This window comes from Polaromonas sp., from assembly GCF_043778355.1.
Classification (GTDB): Bacteria; Pseudomonadota; Gammaproteobacteria; order Burkholderiales; family Burkholderiaceae_C; genus Polaromonas.
Genome location: NZ_JAYWHI010000121.1, coordinates 18,628 through 35,226, shown reverse-complemented (window position 1 = coordinate 35,226; position 16,599 = coordinate 18,628). Strand labels below are relative to the sequence as shown.

At 62.0% G+C, this 16,599-nt stretch carries 17 protein-coding genes; 10 read left to right on the top strand and 7 right to left on the bottom strand.

Annotation, left to right across the window (positions count from 1 at the left end; genetic code table 11):
- Window positions 1–5: 5 nt before the first annotated feature.
- The 6 genes from rnc (at window position 6) to nagZ (ending at window position 5,011) form a co-directional block, all read left to right on the top strand.
- Entirely contained in the window at window positions 6–686 is a 681-nt protein-coding gene (gene rnc, locus ACH2CW_RS17950; protein WP_395060655.1) for a ribonuclease III, read from the top strand.
- A 161-nt stretch (window positions 687–847) separates the two neighbouring features.
- Window positions 848–1,777: a GTPase Era gene (gene era / locus ACH2CW_RS17945; RefSeq protein WP_395060764.1), complete on the top strand. Its 930-nt coding sequence runs from the start codon at window positions 848–850 to the stop codon at window positions 1,775–1,777.
- A 20-nt stretch (window positions 1,778–1,797) separates the two neighbouring features.
- The gene (recO, locus tag ACH2CW_RS17940) at window positions 1,798–2,547 is read left to right on the top strand and encodes a DNA repair protein RecO (protein WP_395060653.1); all 750 of its coding nucleotides are present in this window, start codon (window positions 1,798–1,800) and stop codon (window positions 2,545–2,547) included.
- Window positions 2,548–2,571: 24 nt separating this feature from the next.
- Window positions 2,572–3,366 (top strand): pyridoxine 5'-phosphate synthase, encoded by a 795-nt coding sequence (locus ACH2CW_RS17935; protein WP_395060651.1) that lies wholly within the window; start codon window positions 2,572–2,574, stop codon window positions 3,364–3,366.
- Window positions 3,363–3,764: a holo-ACP synthase gene (gene acpS, locus ACH2CW_RS17930; protein ID WP_395060649.1), complete on the top strand. Its 402-nt coding sequence runs from the start codon at window positions 3,363–3,365 to the stop codon at window positions 3,762–3,764. Before ACH2CW_RS17935 ends, acpS begins: the two co-directional genes overlap by 4 nt.
- A 188-nt stretch (window positions 3,765–3,952) precedes the next feature.
- Window positions 3,953–5,011 carry a beta-N-acetylhexosaminidase gene (gene nagZ, locus ACH2CW_RS17925; RefSeq protein ID WP_395060647.1) on the top strand — a complete coding sequence of 353 codons (1,059 nt, stop codon included), beginning with the start codon at window positions 3,953–3,955 and terminating at the stop codon, window positions 5,009–5,011.
- 67 nt (window positions 5,012–5,078) lie between these two features.
- Here the strand turns inward: nagZ and ACH2CW_RS17920 are convergent, their stop codons facing one another.
- Window positions 5,079–5,597: a YgjP-like metallopeptidase domain-containing protein gene (locus ACH2CW_RS17920; RefSeq protein ID WP_395060645.1), complete on the bottom strand. Its 519-nt coding sequence runs from the start codon at window positions 5,595–5,597 to the stop codon at window positions 5,079–5,081.
- A gap of 67 nt (window positions 5,598–5,664) precedes the next feature.
- On the opposite strand from ACH2CW_RS17920, the gene ACH2CW_RS17915 reads away from it, so the two are divergent.
- The 4 genes from ACH2CW_RS17915 to ACH2CW_RS17900 all read left to right on the top strand — a co-directional run bounded on the left by ACH2CW_RS17915 (window position 5,665) and on the right by ACH2CW_RS17900 (window position 8,236).
- Complete coding sequence (locus tag ACH2CW_RS17915; protein WP_395060643.1) at window positions 5,665–6,894, top strand: patatin-like phospholipase family protein; 1,230 nt, start codon at window positions 5,665–5,667, stop codon at window positions 6,892–6,894.
- Window positions 6,895–7,244: 350 nt separating this feature from the next.
- The gene (locus ACH2CW_RS17910; protein WP_395060641.1) at window positions 7,245–7,499 is read left to right on the top strand and encodes a type II toxin-antitoxin system HicA family toxin; all 255 of its coding nucleotides are present in this window, start codon (window positions 7,245–7,247) and stop codon (window positions 7,497–7,499) included.
- Entirely contained in the window at window positions 7,496–7,825 is a 330-nt protein-coding gene (locus ACH2CW_RS17905; RefSeq protein WP_395060639.1) for a type II toxin-antitoxin system HicB family antitoxin, read from the top strand. The genes ACH2CW_RS17910 and ACH2CW_RS17905 overlap by 4 nt, the downstream gene beginning before the upstream one ends.
- Window positions 7,826–7,867: 42 nt before the next feature.
- The gene (locus ACH2CW_RS17900) at window positions 7,868–8,236 is read left to right on the top strand and encodes a hypothetical protein (RefSeq protein ID WP_395060637.1); all 369 of its coding nucleotides are present in this window, start codon (window positions 7,868–7,870) and stop codon (window positions 8,234–8,236) included.
- Between the two features lie 69 nt (window positions 8,237–8,305).
- Here ACH2CW_RS17900 and lysS read toward each other — a convergent pair whose 3' ends face one another.
- The 6 genes from lysS to ACH2CW_RS17870 form a co-directional block, all read right to left on the bottom strand.
- A complete protein-coding gene (lysS, locus tag ACH2CW_RS17895) occupies window positions 8,306–9,859 on the bottom strand; it encodes a lysine--tRNA ligase (protein WP_395060635.1) in 1,554 nt (517 codons plus the stop codon).
- A 102-nt stretch (window positions 9,860–9,961) separates the two neighbouring features.
- A complete protein-coding gene (locus tag ACH2CW_RS17890) occupies window positions 9,962–10,618 on the bottom strand; it encodes an LON peptidase substrate-binding domain-containing protein (protein WP_395060633.1) in 657 nt (218 codons plus the stop codon).
- Window positions 10,619–10,893: 275 nt separating this feature from the next.
- Window positions 10,894–12,243, bottom strand: coding sequence for a TolC family outer membrane protein (locus tag ACH2CW_RS17885; protein WP_395060631.1), 1,350 nt, complete (start codon window positions 12,241–12,243; stop codon window positions 10,894–10,896).
- A gap of 45 nt (window positions 12,244–12,288) precedes the next feature.
- On the bottom strand, window positions 12,289–12,645 hold the full coding sequence (locus ACH2CW_RS17880; RefSeq protein WP_395060629.1) for a rhodanese-like domain-containing protein: 357 nt from the start codon (window positions 12,643–12,645) through the stop codon (window positions 12,289–12,291).
- Between the two features lie 17 nt (window positions 12,646–12,662).
- Window positions 12,663–13,346 (bottom strand): protein-L-isoaspartate O-methyltransferase, encoded by a 684-nt coding sequence (locus ACH2CW_RS17875; protein WP_395060627.1) that lies wholly within the window; start codon window positions 13,344–13,346, stop codon window positions 12,663–12,665.
- 51 nt (window positions 13,347–13,397) lie between these two features.
- Window positions 13,398–16,598 carry an efflux RND transporter permease subunit gene (locus ACH2CW_RS17870; RefSeq protein WP_395060762.1) on the bottom strand — a complete coding sequence of 1,067 codons (3,201 nt, stop codon included), beginning with the start codon at window positions 16,596–16,598 and terminating at the stop codon, window positions 13,398–13,400.
- Window position 16,599: the final 1 nt, after the last annotated feature.

The window sequence follows — 16,599 nt, the reverse complement described above, 5'->3', positions numbered from 1 at the left end:
CCCCCTTGAGTCCCGATCTCCAGTCGCTGCAGAAGCGCCTGGAGCATGAGTTTTCCAATCCCCGCCTGTTGCAGCAGGCCCTGACCCACCGCAGTTTTTCGGCGGATCACAACGAGCGCGTCGAATTCCTGGGCGACTCCGTGCTCAATCTCGCCGTCGCCGGCCTTTTGTATGAACGCCTCAGCGAGTTGCCCGAAGGCGATTTGTCCCGTGTGCGCGCCAACCTCGTCAAGCAGGACACCCTGCACCAACTGGCGGTCCAGCTCGGCCTGCCAGCCCTGCTGCGCCTCGGTGAGGGCGAAGCCAAGTCGGGCGGGCACAAACGTCCGTCCATCCTGGCCGACGCGCTGGAGGCGGTAATTGGCGCGGTTTATCTCGACGCGGGTTTTGACAAGGCCTCGCAACTGGTACGCAGCCTGTTCAGCGCGGTCGAGATCAACCCCCACATGCAGGCCATCGGCAAGGACCCCAAGACCGAGTTGCAGGAATGGCTGCAGGGCCGCAAAATGAACCTGCCGATCTACCGCGTGGTCGGCACCCTGGGCGCAGCCCACAAGCAGACCTTCGATGTGGAATGCGAGATCAGCGAATACGGGCGGGCCGAACGTGGCATAGGCGGTTCACGCCGCGCCGGTGAACAGGCGGCTGCAGCCGCCATGCTGGCCTATGTGAAGACGCTCGACTGAAGAACCCCGGCGCCTGCAGATGCAGCCGCCAACAGGCACCCGACATGACCCCAGGCAAAAAAACCTCCAAAAAACCGGTGCGCCCCGCGAAGCCGGCCGACAGCCTTCCGGCTGAAGCCCTGGGCGCGGACCTGCCCGCGCAAGACGCGGAACTCGAAGCCATGCTGGCCCGCGCCATGACTTCGCGGGCCAACAATGCGCCGCCGGTCGAAGGCCAGCGCTGCGGGCTGATCGCGATTGTCGGCAAGCCCAATGTGGGCAAGTCGACCCTGCTCAACGCGCTGGTCGGGCAAAAAATCAGCATCACCTCGCGCAAGGCCCAGACCACGCGCCACCGCATCACCGGCATGCGCACCGTGGGACCCACGCAGTTTGTGTTTGTCGATACACCCGGCTTCCAGACCCGGCACGGCAATGCACTGAACCGCTCGCTCAACAAGACGGTGGTTGGCGCGGTCAATGATGTGGACCTGATCGTGTTTGTGGTTGAGGCCGGCCAGTTCAATCAGGCCGATGCCAAGGTGCTGTCGCTGCTGCCGGCCGGCACGCCGGCCATCCTGCTGGCCAACAAGTTTGACCTGATCCACCGCCGTGCAGAGATTGCGCCCTGGCTCAAGGAAATGCAGGAGCGCCACAACTTCGCCGAGTTCGTGCCGATGTCAGCCAACAGCGCGAAGGATGTGGAGCGGCTGTTCGGCATCTGCGAAAAATACCTGCCGCCCCAGCCCTGGATGTATGGCGCCGACGAGCTGACCGACCGCAGCGAGCGTTTCATGGCGGCCGAGATCATCCGCGAAAAGCTGTTTCGCCTGACCGGCGATGAGCTGCCCTACACCTCCACCGTGATCATCGACAAGTTCGAGCAGGAAGGCGAGCTGCGCCGCATCGCCGCCACCATCGTGGTCGAGCGCGACGGCCACAAGGGCATGATCATTGGCGAGAAGGGCGAAAAGCTCAAACGCATAGGCACTGAGGCGCGCCACGAGATGGAAGCGCTGACCGGTGGCAAGGTGTTTCTCGAAATCTGGGTCAAGGTGCGCTCGGGCTGGGCCGACGACGAGGCCAGGGTGAAGACCTTTGGTTACGAATAAGTGGAGTTGCGGTACCGGGCGTGGCAACAAAAAGAATCTCTGACGAGCCCGCCTACGTCCTGCACCGCTACGACTGGAGCGAGTCCAGCCTGATCCTGGAAGTGTTCAGCCGCAGCTACGGCCGCATTGCGCTGGTGGCGCGTGGCGCCAAAAAGCCGAGCTCCAATTTCCGGCCCATCCTGCTGCCGCTGCAGCCGCTGCATGTGGCTTTTGGGGGTGATGCCGAGATCCGCATGTTGCGCAGCGCCGAATGGCAGGGCGGTCATGTGATGCCGACCGGTGATGCGCTGCTGTCGGGTTATTACCTCAATGAACTGCTGATGCGCCTGCTGGCGCGCGACGACCCGCACCCGGTACTGTTCGACGCCTATGCCGCGACGGTGCAACTGCTGGCCAGCCAGAGTGCCGACACCTTGCAGGTGGCGCTGCGCGCTTTTGAGCTGCGCCTGCTGCGCGACATCGGTCTGCTGCCGACGCTGGACGCCCAGACCGCGACGCTGGCGCCGCTGGAACTGCAGACGCCTTATGTGCTGGTGGCCGAATTCGGCCTGCGCGAGGCGCATGACGACGACCGGGCCAGCCTGCGCGGCGAACAGTGGCTGGAACTGCAGGACTCGCTGGCCGACGACGCGCCGTTCACCGACACGGTGCGCGCCTGTGTGGAGCACTTGCCGCAGCTCAAGACCCAGTTGCGCGCGCTGCTGCACTACCATTGCGATGTGAAGGTTCTCAAAACCCGGCAGATGATGATTGACCTGCAGGCCTTTTAGGTTTGCGTTATCAAGGCAAGTTTTATGTCCCCCGTACACGCTCCCGCTCCACGCCACCGGACCGCCCTGTCGGTCAATATCAACAAGGTGGCCCTGCTGCGCAACACGCGCCATCTCGGGATTCCGGATGTGCTGCGCGCTGCCGAGTTGTGCCTGGAAGCCGGCGCGCAGGGCATCACCGTGCACCCGCGCCCCGATGAACGCCACATCCGCAAGGACGATGTTTACGAGCTGGCTGCGCTGATGAAGGACTGGCCGGACCGCGAGTTCAATGTCGAGGGCAACCCGCTGCAGAACCTGATGGAGTTTGTGCGCAACCTGTCGGCGCGCGGCCTGCCGCTGCACCAGTGCACCTTTGTGCCCGACGGCGAAAGCCAGTTCACCAGCGACCATGGCTGGAGCTTTCCCGACGATGCTGCGCGCCTGAAACCGCTGGTCGCCGAGGTTCACCAGCGCGGCGCACGTGTCAGCCTGTTCATGGATCCGTTGCCCGAGGCCATGGCCGCCGCCAAAGAAGTGGGCGCGGATCGGGTGGAGCTGTACACCGAGACCTACGCACGGGCCTGGGGCACGGCGGAAAAAGACAAGGTTCTTGAGCAGTTTGCCCACACTGGACGGGCGGCAGCGGCTATCAATTTAGGAGTGAATGCCGGCCACGATCTGAACCAGGGCAACCTCGCCGAGTTTCTGTATGCGGTGCCCGGCGTGCTCGAAGTGTCGATTGGCCACGCGCTGATCGCCGACGCGCTGGAACTTGGCTACAGCGCCACCGTTGCCGCTTACCTGCGCTGCATCGACGCTGGCTTTGCTCCAGAATGATTTACGGCATCGGCACCGACATCTGCGACGTGCGCCGCGTGCGCGCCAGCTTCGAGCGGCATGGCGAGCGTTTTGCGCAGAAGATACTCAGCGACGCTGAATTCAACACCTGGCAAGCCCGCAGCGCGCGCTGGCCCGAGCGCGGCTTGCGTTACCTGGCCACACGTTTTTCTGCCAAGGAAGCTTTCAGCAAGGCCATTGGCCTGGGCATGCGCATGCCCATGACCTGGCGCAACTGTGAAATCGCCAAGGCGGCCAGCGGCAAACCCGAAATCGTTTTGCACGGTGTGCTCAAGGAGTGGTTTGATGCCAAAAACCTGACTGCCCACGTCACCGTGACCGACGAAACCGACTACGCCGCCAGCTTTGTGGTGGTGGAGCAGAACACCAAGCGCTAAACCATGCCGCTTGCCCAAGGCCTTCGCCCCGATTCGCCATGACAAAATCTCCGCTTGTCATTGCGGGCCTGGCCCGCAATCCATGCCGCGCCGACCGATCCATCGGGGTTCAGCCGGCGTGGATCCCGGATCGAGTCCGGGATGACAGGCTCCGATCCACACAGAACCGCTTTTAACCCTGAGTCCCCATGACCCCACACGCCCCCCTGATCATCGACATCGCCGGCCTGAGCCTGAGCAAGGCCGACAAACAACGCCTCAAACACCCCCTGACCGGCGGCATCATCCTGTTTGCCCGCAACTGGGAAAACCGCGCGCAGCTCATCGCCCTGTGCAGCGAGATCAAGAAGCTGCGCAAGGACTTGCTGATTTGCGTGGACCATGAAGGTGGCCGGGTCCAGCGCTTCCGCACTGACGGCTTCACCCATCTGCCGCCCATGCGCGCGCTCGGTGAGTTGTGGCTCAAGGACGCGCTCGCTGCGACCAACGCCGCCACCGCCTGCGGTTATGTGCTGGGCGCCGAGCTGCGCTCTTGCGGCGTCGATTTCAGCTTCACGCCGGTGCTGGACCTCGATTTTGGGGAAAGCAGCGTCATCGGCGATCGCGCCTTCGCGCGCGACCCACGGGTTGTGGCCCTGCTCGCCAAAAGCCTGATGCACGGCCTGCTGCAAAGCGGCATGGCCAATTGCGGCAAACACTTCCCCGGCCACGGTTTCGTCAAGGCCGATTCACACACCGACATTCCGGTGGACAGGCGCAGCCTGAAAGCCATTCTGGCCGATGACGCCGCGCCCTACGACTGGCTCAACACCACCCTGACCAGCGTGATGCCGGCGCATGTGATCTACCCCAAGGTTGATGCACGGCCAGCCGGTTTCTCGGAGAAATGGCTGACCTACATCCTGCGCGGCCAGCTCGGTTTTGGCGGTGCGATTTTCAGCGACGACCTCAGCATGGCCGGCGCGCGCCTGATCGACGGCAAGCAAGTCAGCTACACCGAAGCGGCCGTTACGGCGCTGAATGCCGGCTGCGACATGGTGCTGCTGTGCAACCAGTCGGTGGACGGTGGCGAGGCGGTGGACGAGTTGCTCAACGGCATGGCAGAAGCCCAGCTCAAGGGCCGCTGGGAGCCGCTGGAGTCCAGCGAGCTGCGCCGGCTCGACCTGCTGCCGGTCACACCGGCGCATGGCTGGGACGATCTGATGGTGCATCCGGCCTATATGCACGCCATGGGCCTGATCCCCTGATTTCCTGGGATTTACAAGCCTTTTTGGCCTCCAGCCCATGTCAAATGGGCCTGAGAAGCTCCTGAATTCATAGCGCCGCCTGGGCTGCAGGCCATGGCGTGGCGCCGCCCGCATCCACATGTGTCAGGTACAGGCGCAGGTCCAGCTCGAACTGGTGGTACTGCGGCTCCATATAGGTGCAGAGTTTGTAAAAGGCCTTGTCGTGCGCCTTTTCCTTGATGTGGGCGAGCTCATGCACCGTGATCATGCGCAGGAGTTCGAGTGGCACGTCCTTGAACAGGCTGGCCACGCGGATCTCGCGTTTTGATTTGAGTTTGCTGCCCTGCACCCGCGAGATGGTGGTGTGTGTGCCCAGCGCGTGGGCAATCACATGCAGCTTGCTGTCGAAAGCCACCTTGCTCAGTGGTTCGGCATTACGCAGAAAGCTGTTTTTCAGATCCATCACATAGTCGTACAGCGCCCGGTCGGTGCGTATGCCGTGGATGGCAGGGTATTTTTTCTGCAGCAAGGCACCCAGGCGATCTGTGGCGACCAGCTCCCGCACCTGGTTCTGCAGGGTTTCGGGGTAAGCCGTCAGGTAGTTCATGTTGTGTGGAGCGCGCGGGATGCAGGGCCAATTTTAGTGTGCGTCCGATTCTTGCTAAGCTCGTTGTATGGACCTGCCTGTTGTTCCGGACCCCGCCGCTGCCTCAGAACACGCCGCACCGCGCATCAACCTGGCGCTGCAGGGCGGCGGCTCGCACGGCGCCTTCACCTGGGGCGTGCTCGATGCCTTGCTGGAAGACGGCCGCCTTGATATTGAAGGTATCAGCGGCACCAGTGCCGGCGCCATGAATGCGGTCGCGCTGGCGCATGGTTTTGCCCGTTCCGAGGGAAAAACCAGACTCCAGAGGCATGATGCAGCACGCCAGGCGCTGGACAGTTTCTGGAACGGCATTGTCGACATGGGCGCTATCTCCTCATCGTTGTCCAAAATGCAGCGCGCACCTTTTGGCATCCTGTTCGGCCTCATGGGCACTGGCAACTCATCGACCAAGCTGTGGACGGACGCCATGACGCGTTACTGGTCCAGCTCCATGTCGCCTTACCAGAGCAACCCGTTTGACATCAACCCGCTGAAAGACTTTCTGGAAAAGCAGGTTGACTTTGACCGTCTGGCGGCAGCACGGCATCCGGAAACGCCCAAGGTGTTTGTCGTCGCCACGCGCGTTGCCAGCGGCAAGGCTGAAGTTTTCTCGGGCAGGCGTTTGACGGCCAGCGCGGTCATGGCATCGGCCTGCCTGCCCATGGTTTTTCAGGCGGTGGAGATAGACGGCGACCACTACTGGGACGGCGGCTACTCCGGCAACCCCGGCATTCACCCGCTGATTTACCGCTGCGACAGCCGCGACATCGTGCTGGTGCAGATCAACCCCATCCTGCGAAGCAAGCTGCCCACCACCTCTGCAGAAATCGCCAACCGGGTCAATGAGATCACCTTCAACGCCGCCCTGATGGCCGAGATGCGCGCCATCGACTTCGTCAAACGCCTGTTGGCAGAAGGCAAGCTGGAGGCCGCCCACTACAAGGACGTGCTGATGCACCGCATCGACGGCGGCGAGGCGCTGGACAAGTTTGAATCTGCCACGCGGGCGTCGACAGAAAAGGGCTTGATCCGTTCGCTGCGCGACCTCGGCGTGGTCTGCGGCAAGGAGTGGCTGGCCAAACGTTTTGACGCGCTGGGCGTCAAAAGTACCGTCAACATCGCGCGCGACTACCTCGACGATTTGCGCATGCCGGTCGAGAAGGCGGAACCTGCGCCGCCGGTGGTGGCCGTGGAGCCTGCTGCTCCTGATGTTCCGGAGCCACCGACAACGTTTTTGCCGGGGGCTGGGCTGCTTTAGTTCGGGTGGCAGATGTCCTGTTGGTCGTGACACGACACCGTTCGGGCTGAGCCTGTCGAAGCCATTCAACCGGCTTGGAACCGCTCAACACCGCTCCTTATTGGATAGCTGCTTGCGCCTGTCGGGGGTGGGCTGGAAGGCGATTTGATGCCTGGATGCCGGCCCGTCCTCGCAGGATCTTCACGACACCGCACGGTTCATGCCTGAAAACAGGCATCAGCCCTTTGGATACGAGCGTGAGCAGCTACTGAATTAATAGCAAATTAGTCGACCCATACATCCAACGGCTTGCTACAGGCCATCCGCAACCAAGGGTTGCGCTCGGTACCTGAAAATGGTACCATTTAACAATGAAACGGCGGCATCAGCGAATTGTTGAACTGATCTATTCGCGGCCGACGAGCGGCAATGTCCAGTGGCGCGATGTTGAGGGCCTCTTCATTGAGCTGGGCGCAGAAATTGAAGAACGAGCAGGCAGCCGGGTTTCTGTTTTTTTGTTTGATGAGGTGCGGGTATTTCACCGTCCACATCCATCACCCAACACGGACAAAGGCGCGGTGGCTGCGATTCGCAAATGGCTGGAGCAACACGGAGTCGAACCATGAACGTAATGACTGTTGACGAGTATCACGCAACGATTGAATTTGACCCTGATCTTGACTTGTTCAGGGGAGAGATTCTCGGCCTTAACGGGGGTGCGGACTTTTACGGGAAGAACCCGAAGGAACTGCGCGCGGAGTTCAAGCGCTCGCTTCAGGTGTTTCTTGAAGTTTGTGTGGAGAAAGGGATTGAGCCAAAGCGGCATTTTTCTGGCAAATTTAATTTGCGAATTTCACCGCAGTTGCACGAAAAACTCGCTATTGCGGCGCAGGCAAAAGGCAAAAGCATCAACACCCTGGCGCAAGAGGCTTTGCAGGAAAGTTTTGCGTGAATTGGAAACCCAGGTAACTGGTCCGATTGATTGGATTCCTCTGTGTTTGACTCCTTCAGCAACAAGCGTGAGCATTCTGCGCTCACCGCCGCATTCCAAGAAGCCGCAGCGATTTCGACTTCGACGTTGATCTCGATGCTAGAAGTCAACGAGCAATTCTTTCAACACCATCCCGAAGAGTGCGAGAAGGCCAACGTCTACTTGCAAGGCAGTCTTAGTGCTGCGGAGCAAGGCAATCATCGCTGGGCAAACAATCACTGCACGGCGTATTTGCGTAAGACGCTTCAAGAACGGCCCGAGCTCACCTCTGTTCACACCTCGCTTGTGGAAGCACTCGCGCGTGTGCAGAAGCTCGCCGAGGAAGTCATCGATCCTCTATGGGAGAAGCACCAAGACAGCTTCTCTTCTTAAGTCTAATGGCCGCCTAACGCCAAGGGTACATATTGCCTAAACGATGGTGCGTGGGTGAGGCCCCACGCCTCAAGCCTCGCGCCTGAGCGCCGGAAACAAAATCACATCCCGAATGCTCGCGCTGTCGGTCAGCAGCATCATGAAGCGGTCGATGCCGATGCCGCAGCCGCCGGTGGGCGGCATGCCGTACTCCAGCGCGCGCACGTAGTCGGCGTCGAAGTGCATGGCTTCCTCGTCGCCGCCATCCTTGGCGTCGGACTGGGCGAGAAAACGGGCGGCCTGGTCTTCGGCGTCGTTGAGCTCGCTGAAGCCGTTGCCGAACTCGCGGCCGGTGATGTAGAGCTCGAAGCGCTCGGTGACTTCCGGGCGCGCATCGTTGGCGCGGGCCAGCGGCGAGATCTCGGTCGGGTGCTCCATGATGAAGGTCGGCTGCCAAAGTTTTTCTTCGACCGTTTCCTCAAAATACATGACCTGCAGGCTGGGCAGTGAGCGGCTGTCGAGTTTGTCTTTGGCGCTGAACTTGCCCATTTTTTTCAGCGCGGCGACCAGCCAGGCGGCGTCGTCCACATTGGCGCCGGCATCGGTGTGTTTGATGATGGCTTCGCGTATCGTCAGGCGCTCGAAGGGCTGGCTCAGATCCACGGTTTTGCCCTGGTAACTGAGCACCGTGCCGCCGGCGACCTGCGTGGCCACATGACGGATCAGATCCTCGGTGTAGCTCATCAGGTCCTGGTAGTTCCACCATGCGGCGTAAAACTCCATCATCGTGAACTCGGGGTTGTGCCGCACGCTGATGCCTTCGTTGCGGAAGCTGCGGTTGATCTCGAACACGCGCTCGAAGCCGCCGACGATCAGGCGCTTGAGGTACAGCTCGGGCGCGATGCGCAGAAACATCTGCTGGTCCAGCGCCTTGTGGTGGGTGACAAAAGGCTTGGCATTGGCGCCGCCCGGAATCGGGTGCAGCATCGGCGTCTCAACTTCGAGAAACTGGTTGTCGACCATGAAGCTGCGCATGGTTGAGACTGCCTTGCTGCGCGCCGCAAAACGCTGGCGGGCGTCGGTGTCGGTGATCAGGTCCACATAACGCTGACGGTACTTGACCTCCTGGTCAGCGACGCCGTGAAACTTGTCAGGCAGCGGCCGCAGGCTTTTGGTGACCAGGCGGATGCCGGTGGCGTGAATCGACAGCTCACCGGTCTTGGTCTTGAACAGCGTGCCGGTGGCCGACACGATGTCGCCCAGGTCCCAGTGCTTGAAGGCGTTGTGCAGGTCCTCCCCGACCCCTTCGTTGTTGATGTAGACCTGGATGCGGCCGCCCGACGGGCCGAAGGACGCGTCCTGCAGCGTCGCAAAACTGGCCTTGCCCATCACGCGCTTGAGCATCATGCGGCCGGCCACGCTGACCGTGACGGCCAGCGGCTCCAGCTCTTCCTTGGTCTTGCCGTCGTACTGCGCAACCAGCGCCTCGGCCCGGTGCGCCGGCTTGATGTCGTTGGGAAAGGCCACGCCCTTGCCCTCGGCCTGGTGGGCGCGCATGAGGCGCAGCTTGTCGCGGCGCTCGGCGATGAGCTGGTTGTCGTCGTGCGCGGGAGCGGCCGCGGGGCTGGTGGGCGTGTTGGACATGAAAAGGTTCTCGGGGAAAAGGGCAGGCCGGCGGCACCGGGCCAAGTGCCAAACCCCTGATTTTAGGCTGCGTTGTCGCCCGCGTCGTGGCGGCGGGGAGCGCTAAAGCGCGATGCCGGTTTTTTCGAGGATGTCGCTGACCAGTTCAAGCCGGACCAGCGGGTTGTCAAGCTGCATCAGCCGCTGCTTGAGTTCAACCGGCATGGGCAGCAGTTCGCACCAGCGGTTGGCGACCCAGCCGCAGTCGTCGAGCCGGTAGGGCGGCTCCAGCGGCATCTGGTCAGCCGGAATGGCCCGCTCCTGCAGGCTTTTGATGAGCTTGCCGAGCGCATTGGCCGCGCCGCGCAGGTCGTCCGGCACCTGGACCACCTGGTCGTCGTCGAGGCGGGTCACGTCGGCAATCCACAGGCCATGCTTGAGCTTTTCATGGCTGGAAATCTCGAAGCGTTGTGCACCGCTGCAGCGAATCACCATCAGGCCCGGTTGCGGCACCGAATAACTGGTGATGGTGGCCAGCGTGCCCACGGTGTGAAAGGCCTCACTGGCAAACCCATCGCCGCTGGGGCCGTCCCCGGCCTTGCGCACTTCCGAGCCCTGGGACAGCGCCACCACGCCGAAAGGCGCGCCAGTCTTGTGGCATTTGCCGATCATGTCAAGGTAACGGACCTCAAAAATCCGCAAAGGGAGCAGGCCGCCGGGGTAGAGCACCGTTCCGAGGGGAAACAGCGGCAGCGAGAAAAGGGTGAGGGCTTCGGACATCGTTTCAGGGCGCGAATTCATGAAAAAATGGATGGCTACGCATATCTTCCCACGATACGGTTTGCCCTTGCTTGTGTTGTGGCTGACACGTGCCTGAAGACCGCTGGCCGGAACGCGCGCGGGGCGCTTGAGGACACCAACATGCTGGCGCAGGCGCTGAGCGCCACGCTGGATTGTTTGGGTCTTAACCTGGCCGGGGCCGCAGGCGCAGCGCCCCTTTTTCAGTGCAAGGGGCAGAGAGCTGCCGCAGGCTCGCAGTGAGCGAACGTGAGACTTTATTGAACCAGCAGCGAATTGATCAGCAGCAAGTCTTCCGGCGTCAACGTGCCATTGGCCTGGCGCAGGCGCAGGCCGCCCAGCAGCACGTTGTAGCGGGCCACGGCCAGGTCGCGTTTGGTCTGGAACAACTGGCTTTGCGCGTTCAGCACGTCGATGTTGATGCGCACGCCGACCTGGTAGCCGAGTTTGTTGGCGTCGAGTGCGCTCTGGCTGGATGCCTCGGCGGCTTCCAGCGCCTTGACCTGCCCCTGGCCGGACAACACACCGAAGAAGGCCGTACGGGTGTTGAGTGCGACGCCGCGTTTGGCGCCTTCAAGGTCGGTGCGGGCTTTTTCTTTGAGCGACAAGGTTTCGCGGATACGGTTCTGCGTGGCAAAGCCGGCGAACAGCGGCAGGTTCAGCGCCAGGCCGACCGTGGTGGTGTTGGTGCGCGAGTTGAGCGTGTTCAATGAACTGGCGCTGCCTTGCGGGTTGCGTTGCACGCCATAGCTGGCGGTCAGGTCCACCGTGGGTTTGTGACCGGCTTCCGCCTTGTTGATTTCGAGTTTGGCGGTTTCCAGGTTGGCCTGGGCCTGGCGGATGGTGGGATGCAGCGTTTCCGACTGCTGCACCCAGGTGTTCACGTCGGCTGGCACAAGCGGCGGCAGGCTGGTGGGAGCGACCAGTGGCCGGGGCTGGGCGTCGGTCCGGCCGACGAGTTGGTCGAGTGCGATCTTCTTGACGCGCAAATCGTTCTCAGCGGCGATTTCCTGGGCGAGCACCAGGTCGAAACGCGCCTGGGCCTCACGCGAGTCGGTGATGGTGGAGGTACCGACTTCGAAATTGCGCTTGGCTGACGCGAGCTGCTCGGCGACTGCCGCCTTTTGCGCACGCACAAAAGCCAGCGTGTCCTGTGCGGCCAGCACGTCAAAATAGCTCTGGCTGGTGCGCACGATCAAATCCTGCTCAGCCGCTTCAAGCTGGGCCTTTGACAGCTCGACCTGCTGCTTGCCCTGTTCGTAGGTGGCCCAGTTACCGGGCCGGTACAGCGGCTGAGACGCGTTGAGGGAGACGCTTTGCTGCGGAAAGTTGCGGTCCACCGCCGGGTTGTTGTTTTCAAAGTTGACGCGGTTGACGCCTGCCGACAGACCTGCCTGCGGCAGGATACCGGCCTTGGCCTGCTCAGCGCGATACAGGTTCGCGTCATAGAGCGAACGTGATGACTGGTAGGCCGCGTCGTAGTCACGCGCCGAGCGGTACAGCTCCACCAGGTTCTGGGCCTGAACTGAAGGCGCCAGCGTCGCCAGCACTGTGCCGAATACAAGGGCCAGCGGCAGCAAGGCCGGTTTTTTCAGTAGCGTCGTCATGGGTGTCCTGATGAAATGGAGGGGTGGTACGTGTGCAGCGGCAATTCAATACAGCGGCACAGCGGTGTCGCGTTGTCTGGACCAGGCATCGATGCCGCCGTGGATGTTCACCACGTCGGTGAAACCGCTTTGCGCCAGGAAGTTGGCGACTTGCAGGCTGCGCATGCCGTGGTGGCAGAGGCAGGCGATCGGCTGATCAACGCCCAATTGCTGCTTCAATTGTTCGACACGGGCCGGCACTTCGCGCATGGGAATACGCAGCAGCGAAAAGCCGTCTTCGATCACCGAAGCGGTTTGCAACTCCCAGGGTTCACGGACGTCCAGCACCACCGGCGTGGGCGCGTCCGCACCCAGACTGTCGCGCCAGGCGCTGAAGTCGGCGGGGGAGAGTGGGGCAATCATGGGTGTGGGCTCCGGAATCAGAAATTGAACTTTGAAGGCTCGGGGAAGTTGAGCAGGCGCGGGGCCACCGTGTCCCAGCCTTGGGTGGTGCGGAAGGCGGTTTCGCCGACGCGTGTCACCAGCGTGGCGCGCATCATGGGCTCAAAGCCGACGATGGCGCTGAGCCGGCCGCCGGTCTTGAGCATGGCCAGCAGGGCAGGCGGCACCTCGGCGACCGAGCCGCTGAGCACGATCACATCGAAGGGGCCGCTCAGCGGGTCGTTGCTGGAGACCACTTGGCCGAGTTTGGCCGCGCCGTCGCCGGTGCGCACTTCGGCGTTGTAGACGCCAGCCTTTTTCAGGTTGTCGCGTGCGAGCTGGGCCAGATCGGCGTCGATCTCCAGCGTGATGACCTGCTGCGCACGGTGCGCCAGCAAGGCGGCCATGTAGCCGGAGCCGGCGCCGATCTCGAGCACTTTTTCATGTTTTTGCACCGCCAGATCCTGCAGGATGCGCGCTTCGACCTTGGGCGCCAGCATGCATTGGCCGGGCTTGGCGGTCAGCGCAATTTCCATGTCCGCAAAACCCAGCGATTTTTTGGCAGGCGGCACAAAGTCTTCACGTTTGACCACCGCCAACAGGGAAAGGACCTGGCTGTCCAGCACTTCCCAGGGACGGATTTGTTGCTCGATCATGTTGAAGCGGGCTTGTTCGTAGTTCATGGTGGGGCCTGTGAATATCGGGGGTGGGGGAGTGCGGGTAAACCAGTGATTTTAACGGGGGGCCACTGCGGCTTCGGTCATGGCGCGCCGGCCGGTGAAGCGACGTTTGAACCATTGCGCCAGGTCATCGAGGTAGCAGTAGGTGACTGGCACCACCACCAGCGTCAGCAGCGACGAGGTGATGACGCCGCCGATCACGGCCTGGCCCATGGGAGCGCGCTGCTCCGACCCTTCGGTCAGCGCAAAGGCCAGCGGCACCATGCCAAAAATCATCGCCAGTGTGGTCATCAAAATGGGACGCAGCCGCACGCGGGCGGCCACCAGCAGAGCTTCGCTGCGCTCCATTCCTTCGTCGCGCATGCGGATCGCAAAGTCCACCAGCAAAATCGCGTTTTTGGTAACCAGCCCCATCAGCATGACGACGCCGATGATGGAGAACATCGAGAGTGTCGAACGAAACAGCAGCAGGGCCAGAACCACACCGATCAGCGTCAGTGGCAGCGAGGTCATCAGCGCCAGCGGTTGCAAAAAGCTCTTGAACTGGCTGGCCAGGATCATGTAGATGAACAGGATGGCCAGCACGAGCGCGGAGATGGCGTAGCCAAAAGACTCGGCCATGTTTTTGGTCGATCCGCCGAACTGGTAGCGGTAACCGGGCGGAAAGCTGATGCCATCCAGCGCCTTGCGGATGTCGCCGGACACCTCGCCCGCCGAGCGGTTGTAGACGTTGGCATTGATCGCCACTTCGCGCGTCAGGTCGCGCCGGTTGATCTGGTTGGGACCCGTTGCCTCCTTCACCGTGGCGAGCTGGCCCAGGCGCACGGTGCGCGCCGAGCCGTCGGCATTGCTGCCGATGGCGCTGCTCAAAAAGGGCAGACGTTCGAGGTCCTGCGGTGCGTTGCGGGCGTCGGGCGAGAGCCGTACATTCACGTCATACGTCTGATCGTCTGGTGCGCGCCAGTTGCCCACCGTTTGCCCGGCCACCAGGGTGCGCAGTGAAGCGGCGATTTGTGACACGCTCAGACCCAGGTCGGACGCGGCGTCGCGTTTGACATCGATTTCGATGGTCGGTTTGTCAGGCTTGAGGCTGGAGTCCAGGTCCACCAGGCCGGGGATGGCTGCGATGCGTTGGGTTGCCAGCCGGGTCAGCCGCTCCAGCTCCCTCAGGTCGGGGCCCTGGAGCGAAAATTCCACCTGCTTGTTGCCGCCGACGGAGTCCAGCAGACCGACGTGGGTGACGGTGATGCCTGCCACCTGTTTGAGCCGTTCGCGCAGCACACCTGACAGCTCGTCGACGTTGCGGATGCGCGCCTTGCGGTCTACCAGCCGCACGTAGATGCTGGCGTACATCTTGCCTTGGGCGTTGCCGGTGTTGATGGTGGCCACCGTGTAACTGACTTCGGGCAACTCGCGCAAAATGGATTCAACCTGGACGGCCTTGGCTTCGGTGGCTTCGAGTGACGAGCCGACCGGTGTGTAAAACGTCAGCGAGGTTTCGGAAAAATCAGCCTTGGGCACAAACTCCGTGCCCAGCAGCGGCACCATGAAAATGCTGGTGATGAAGATGAGCAGTGCCAGACCGAGGGTGGCCAGCTTGTGTAGCAACGACCAGCGCAGGATGCGCTGGTAGCTCTCGGCCAGCGAGTCGGTTGCACGTTCAAACCAGGCGGTCACGCGGCCTATGGTTTTGTCGTAAAAAGTCACCGGTGTGTGGTGCTTGCCATGCGCCTCAATGCTCGGGTCGTGCCAGATGCTCGACAGCATCGGGTCCAGCGTGAAGCTGACAAACATCGAGATCAGCACTGCGGCGACGATGGTGATTCCGAATTCATGGAAAAACTTGCCGATGATGCCGCCCATGAAACCAATGGGCAGAAACACTGCAACGATGGAGAACGTGGTGGCCAGCACGGCCAGGCCGATCTCCTGCGTGCCGTCGAGTGAGGCCTGGTAAGGCAATTTGCCCATCTGTACATGGCGCACAATGTTTTCGCGCACCACAATCGCGTCGTCGATCAGCAGGCCCACACACAGGCTCAGCGCCATCAGCGTGATCATGTTGATGGTGAAGCCGAACAGGTTCATGAACAAAAAAGTGCCGATGATGGAGATCGGCAGGGTCAGCCCGGTGATCACCGTCGAGCGCCACGAGTTCAGGAACAGGAAGACGATCAGCACGGTCAGCAGCGCGCCTTCGATCAATGTGCGGCGCACGTTTTCGACAGCGACGCGAATCGGGCGTGAGCCGTCGGACACCAGTGCCAGCCGCACCCCTGCTGGCAGTTGGGTCTGCATGTCCTTGAGCGTCTGGTTCAGGCCGTCGACCACCGCAATGGTGTTGTCGCCCTGGGCCTTTTGCACCGTCAGCAGCAAGGTGCGCTGGCCGTTGTACAGCGCCAGGTTGTCGATCTCCTGCGAGCCGTCGCGCACGCTGGCGACTTGCCCGACGGTGACCGCCGTGGCCGCGCCGGTGGCGGACGGCTTGCGTGCCACGATGATGTTGGCAAAATCTTCGGGCCGCTTCATGCGGGCGTCGATCTTGACCACCCGCTCCTGCGCGAGAGAGCGGATGGCACCGACCGGCAGGTCCTGGTTTTCGCTGCGCACCGCATTGGCGACCTGGTCGGCCGTGATGCCCAGCGCTTCCATGGCCTGCGGGTTCAGGTAGATGTTGATCTCGCGTTTGCTGCCGCCCACCAGATTGACCGCGCCCACGCCGCGCACGTTTTCCAGCCGCTTTTTCAGCACCTGGTCGGCCCAGTTGGTCAGCTCTACCGCAGTGGGAAGGGGGGCTGGACCTTTTTCCGTCGCGCCGACCGGCAACACCGCCACCGACCAGATGGGGCGGCTGGCCGGATCAAACCGCAGCACGCGTGGTTCTTTCACCTCATCGCGCAGCAGCGGACGCAGCGAGGCAATTTTTTCGCGCACGTCTTCGGCGGCCTTGCGCCCGTCGATGTGCAACTGGAATTCGACGATGACGATCGCCATGCCTTCGTAGCTGCGCGAGGTCAGGGCATTGATACCAGCAATCGAGTTGACGCCTTCCTCGATTTTTTTGGTGACTTCACTTTCGACAATTTCGGGGGAGGCGCCGGGGTATTCGGTGGTGACCACGACCACCGGAAAGTCAATGTTCGGGAACTGGTCGACCTGCAGCCGCTGATAGGAGAACAGGCCCAGCACCACAATGGCCAGCATGACCATGGTGGCAAACACCGGGTTTTGCAGGCTGACGCGGGTGAACCACATG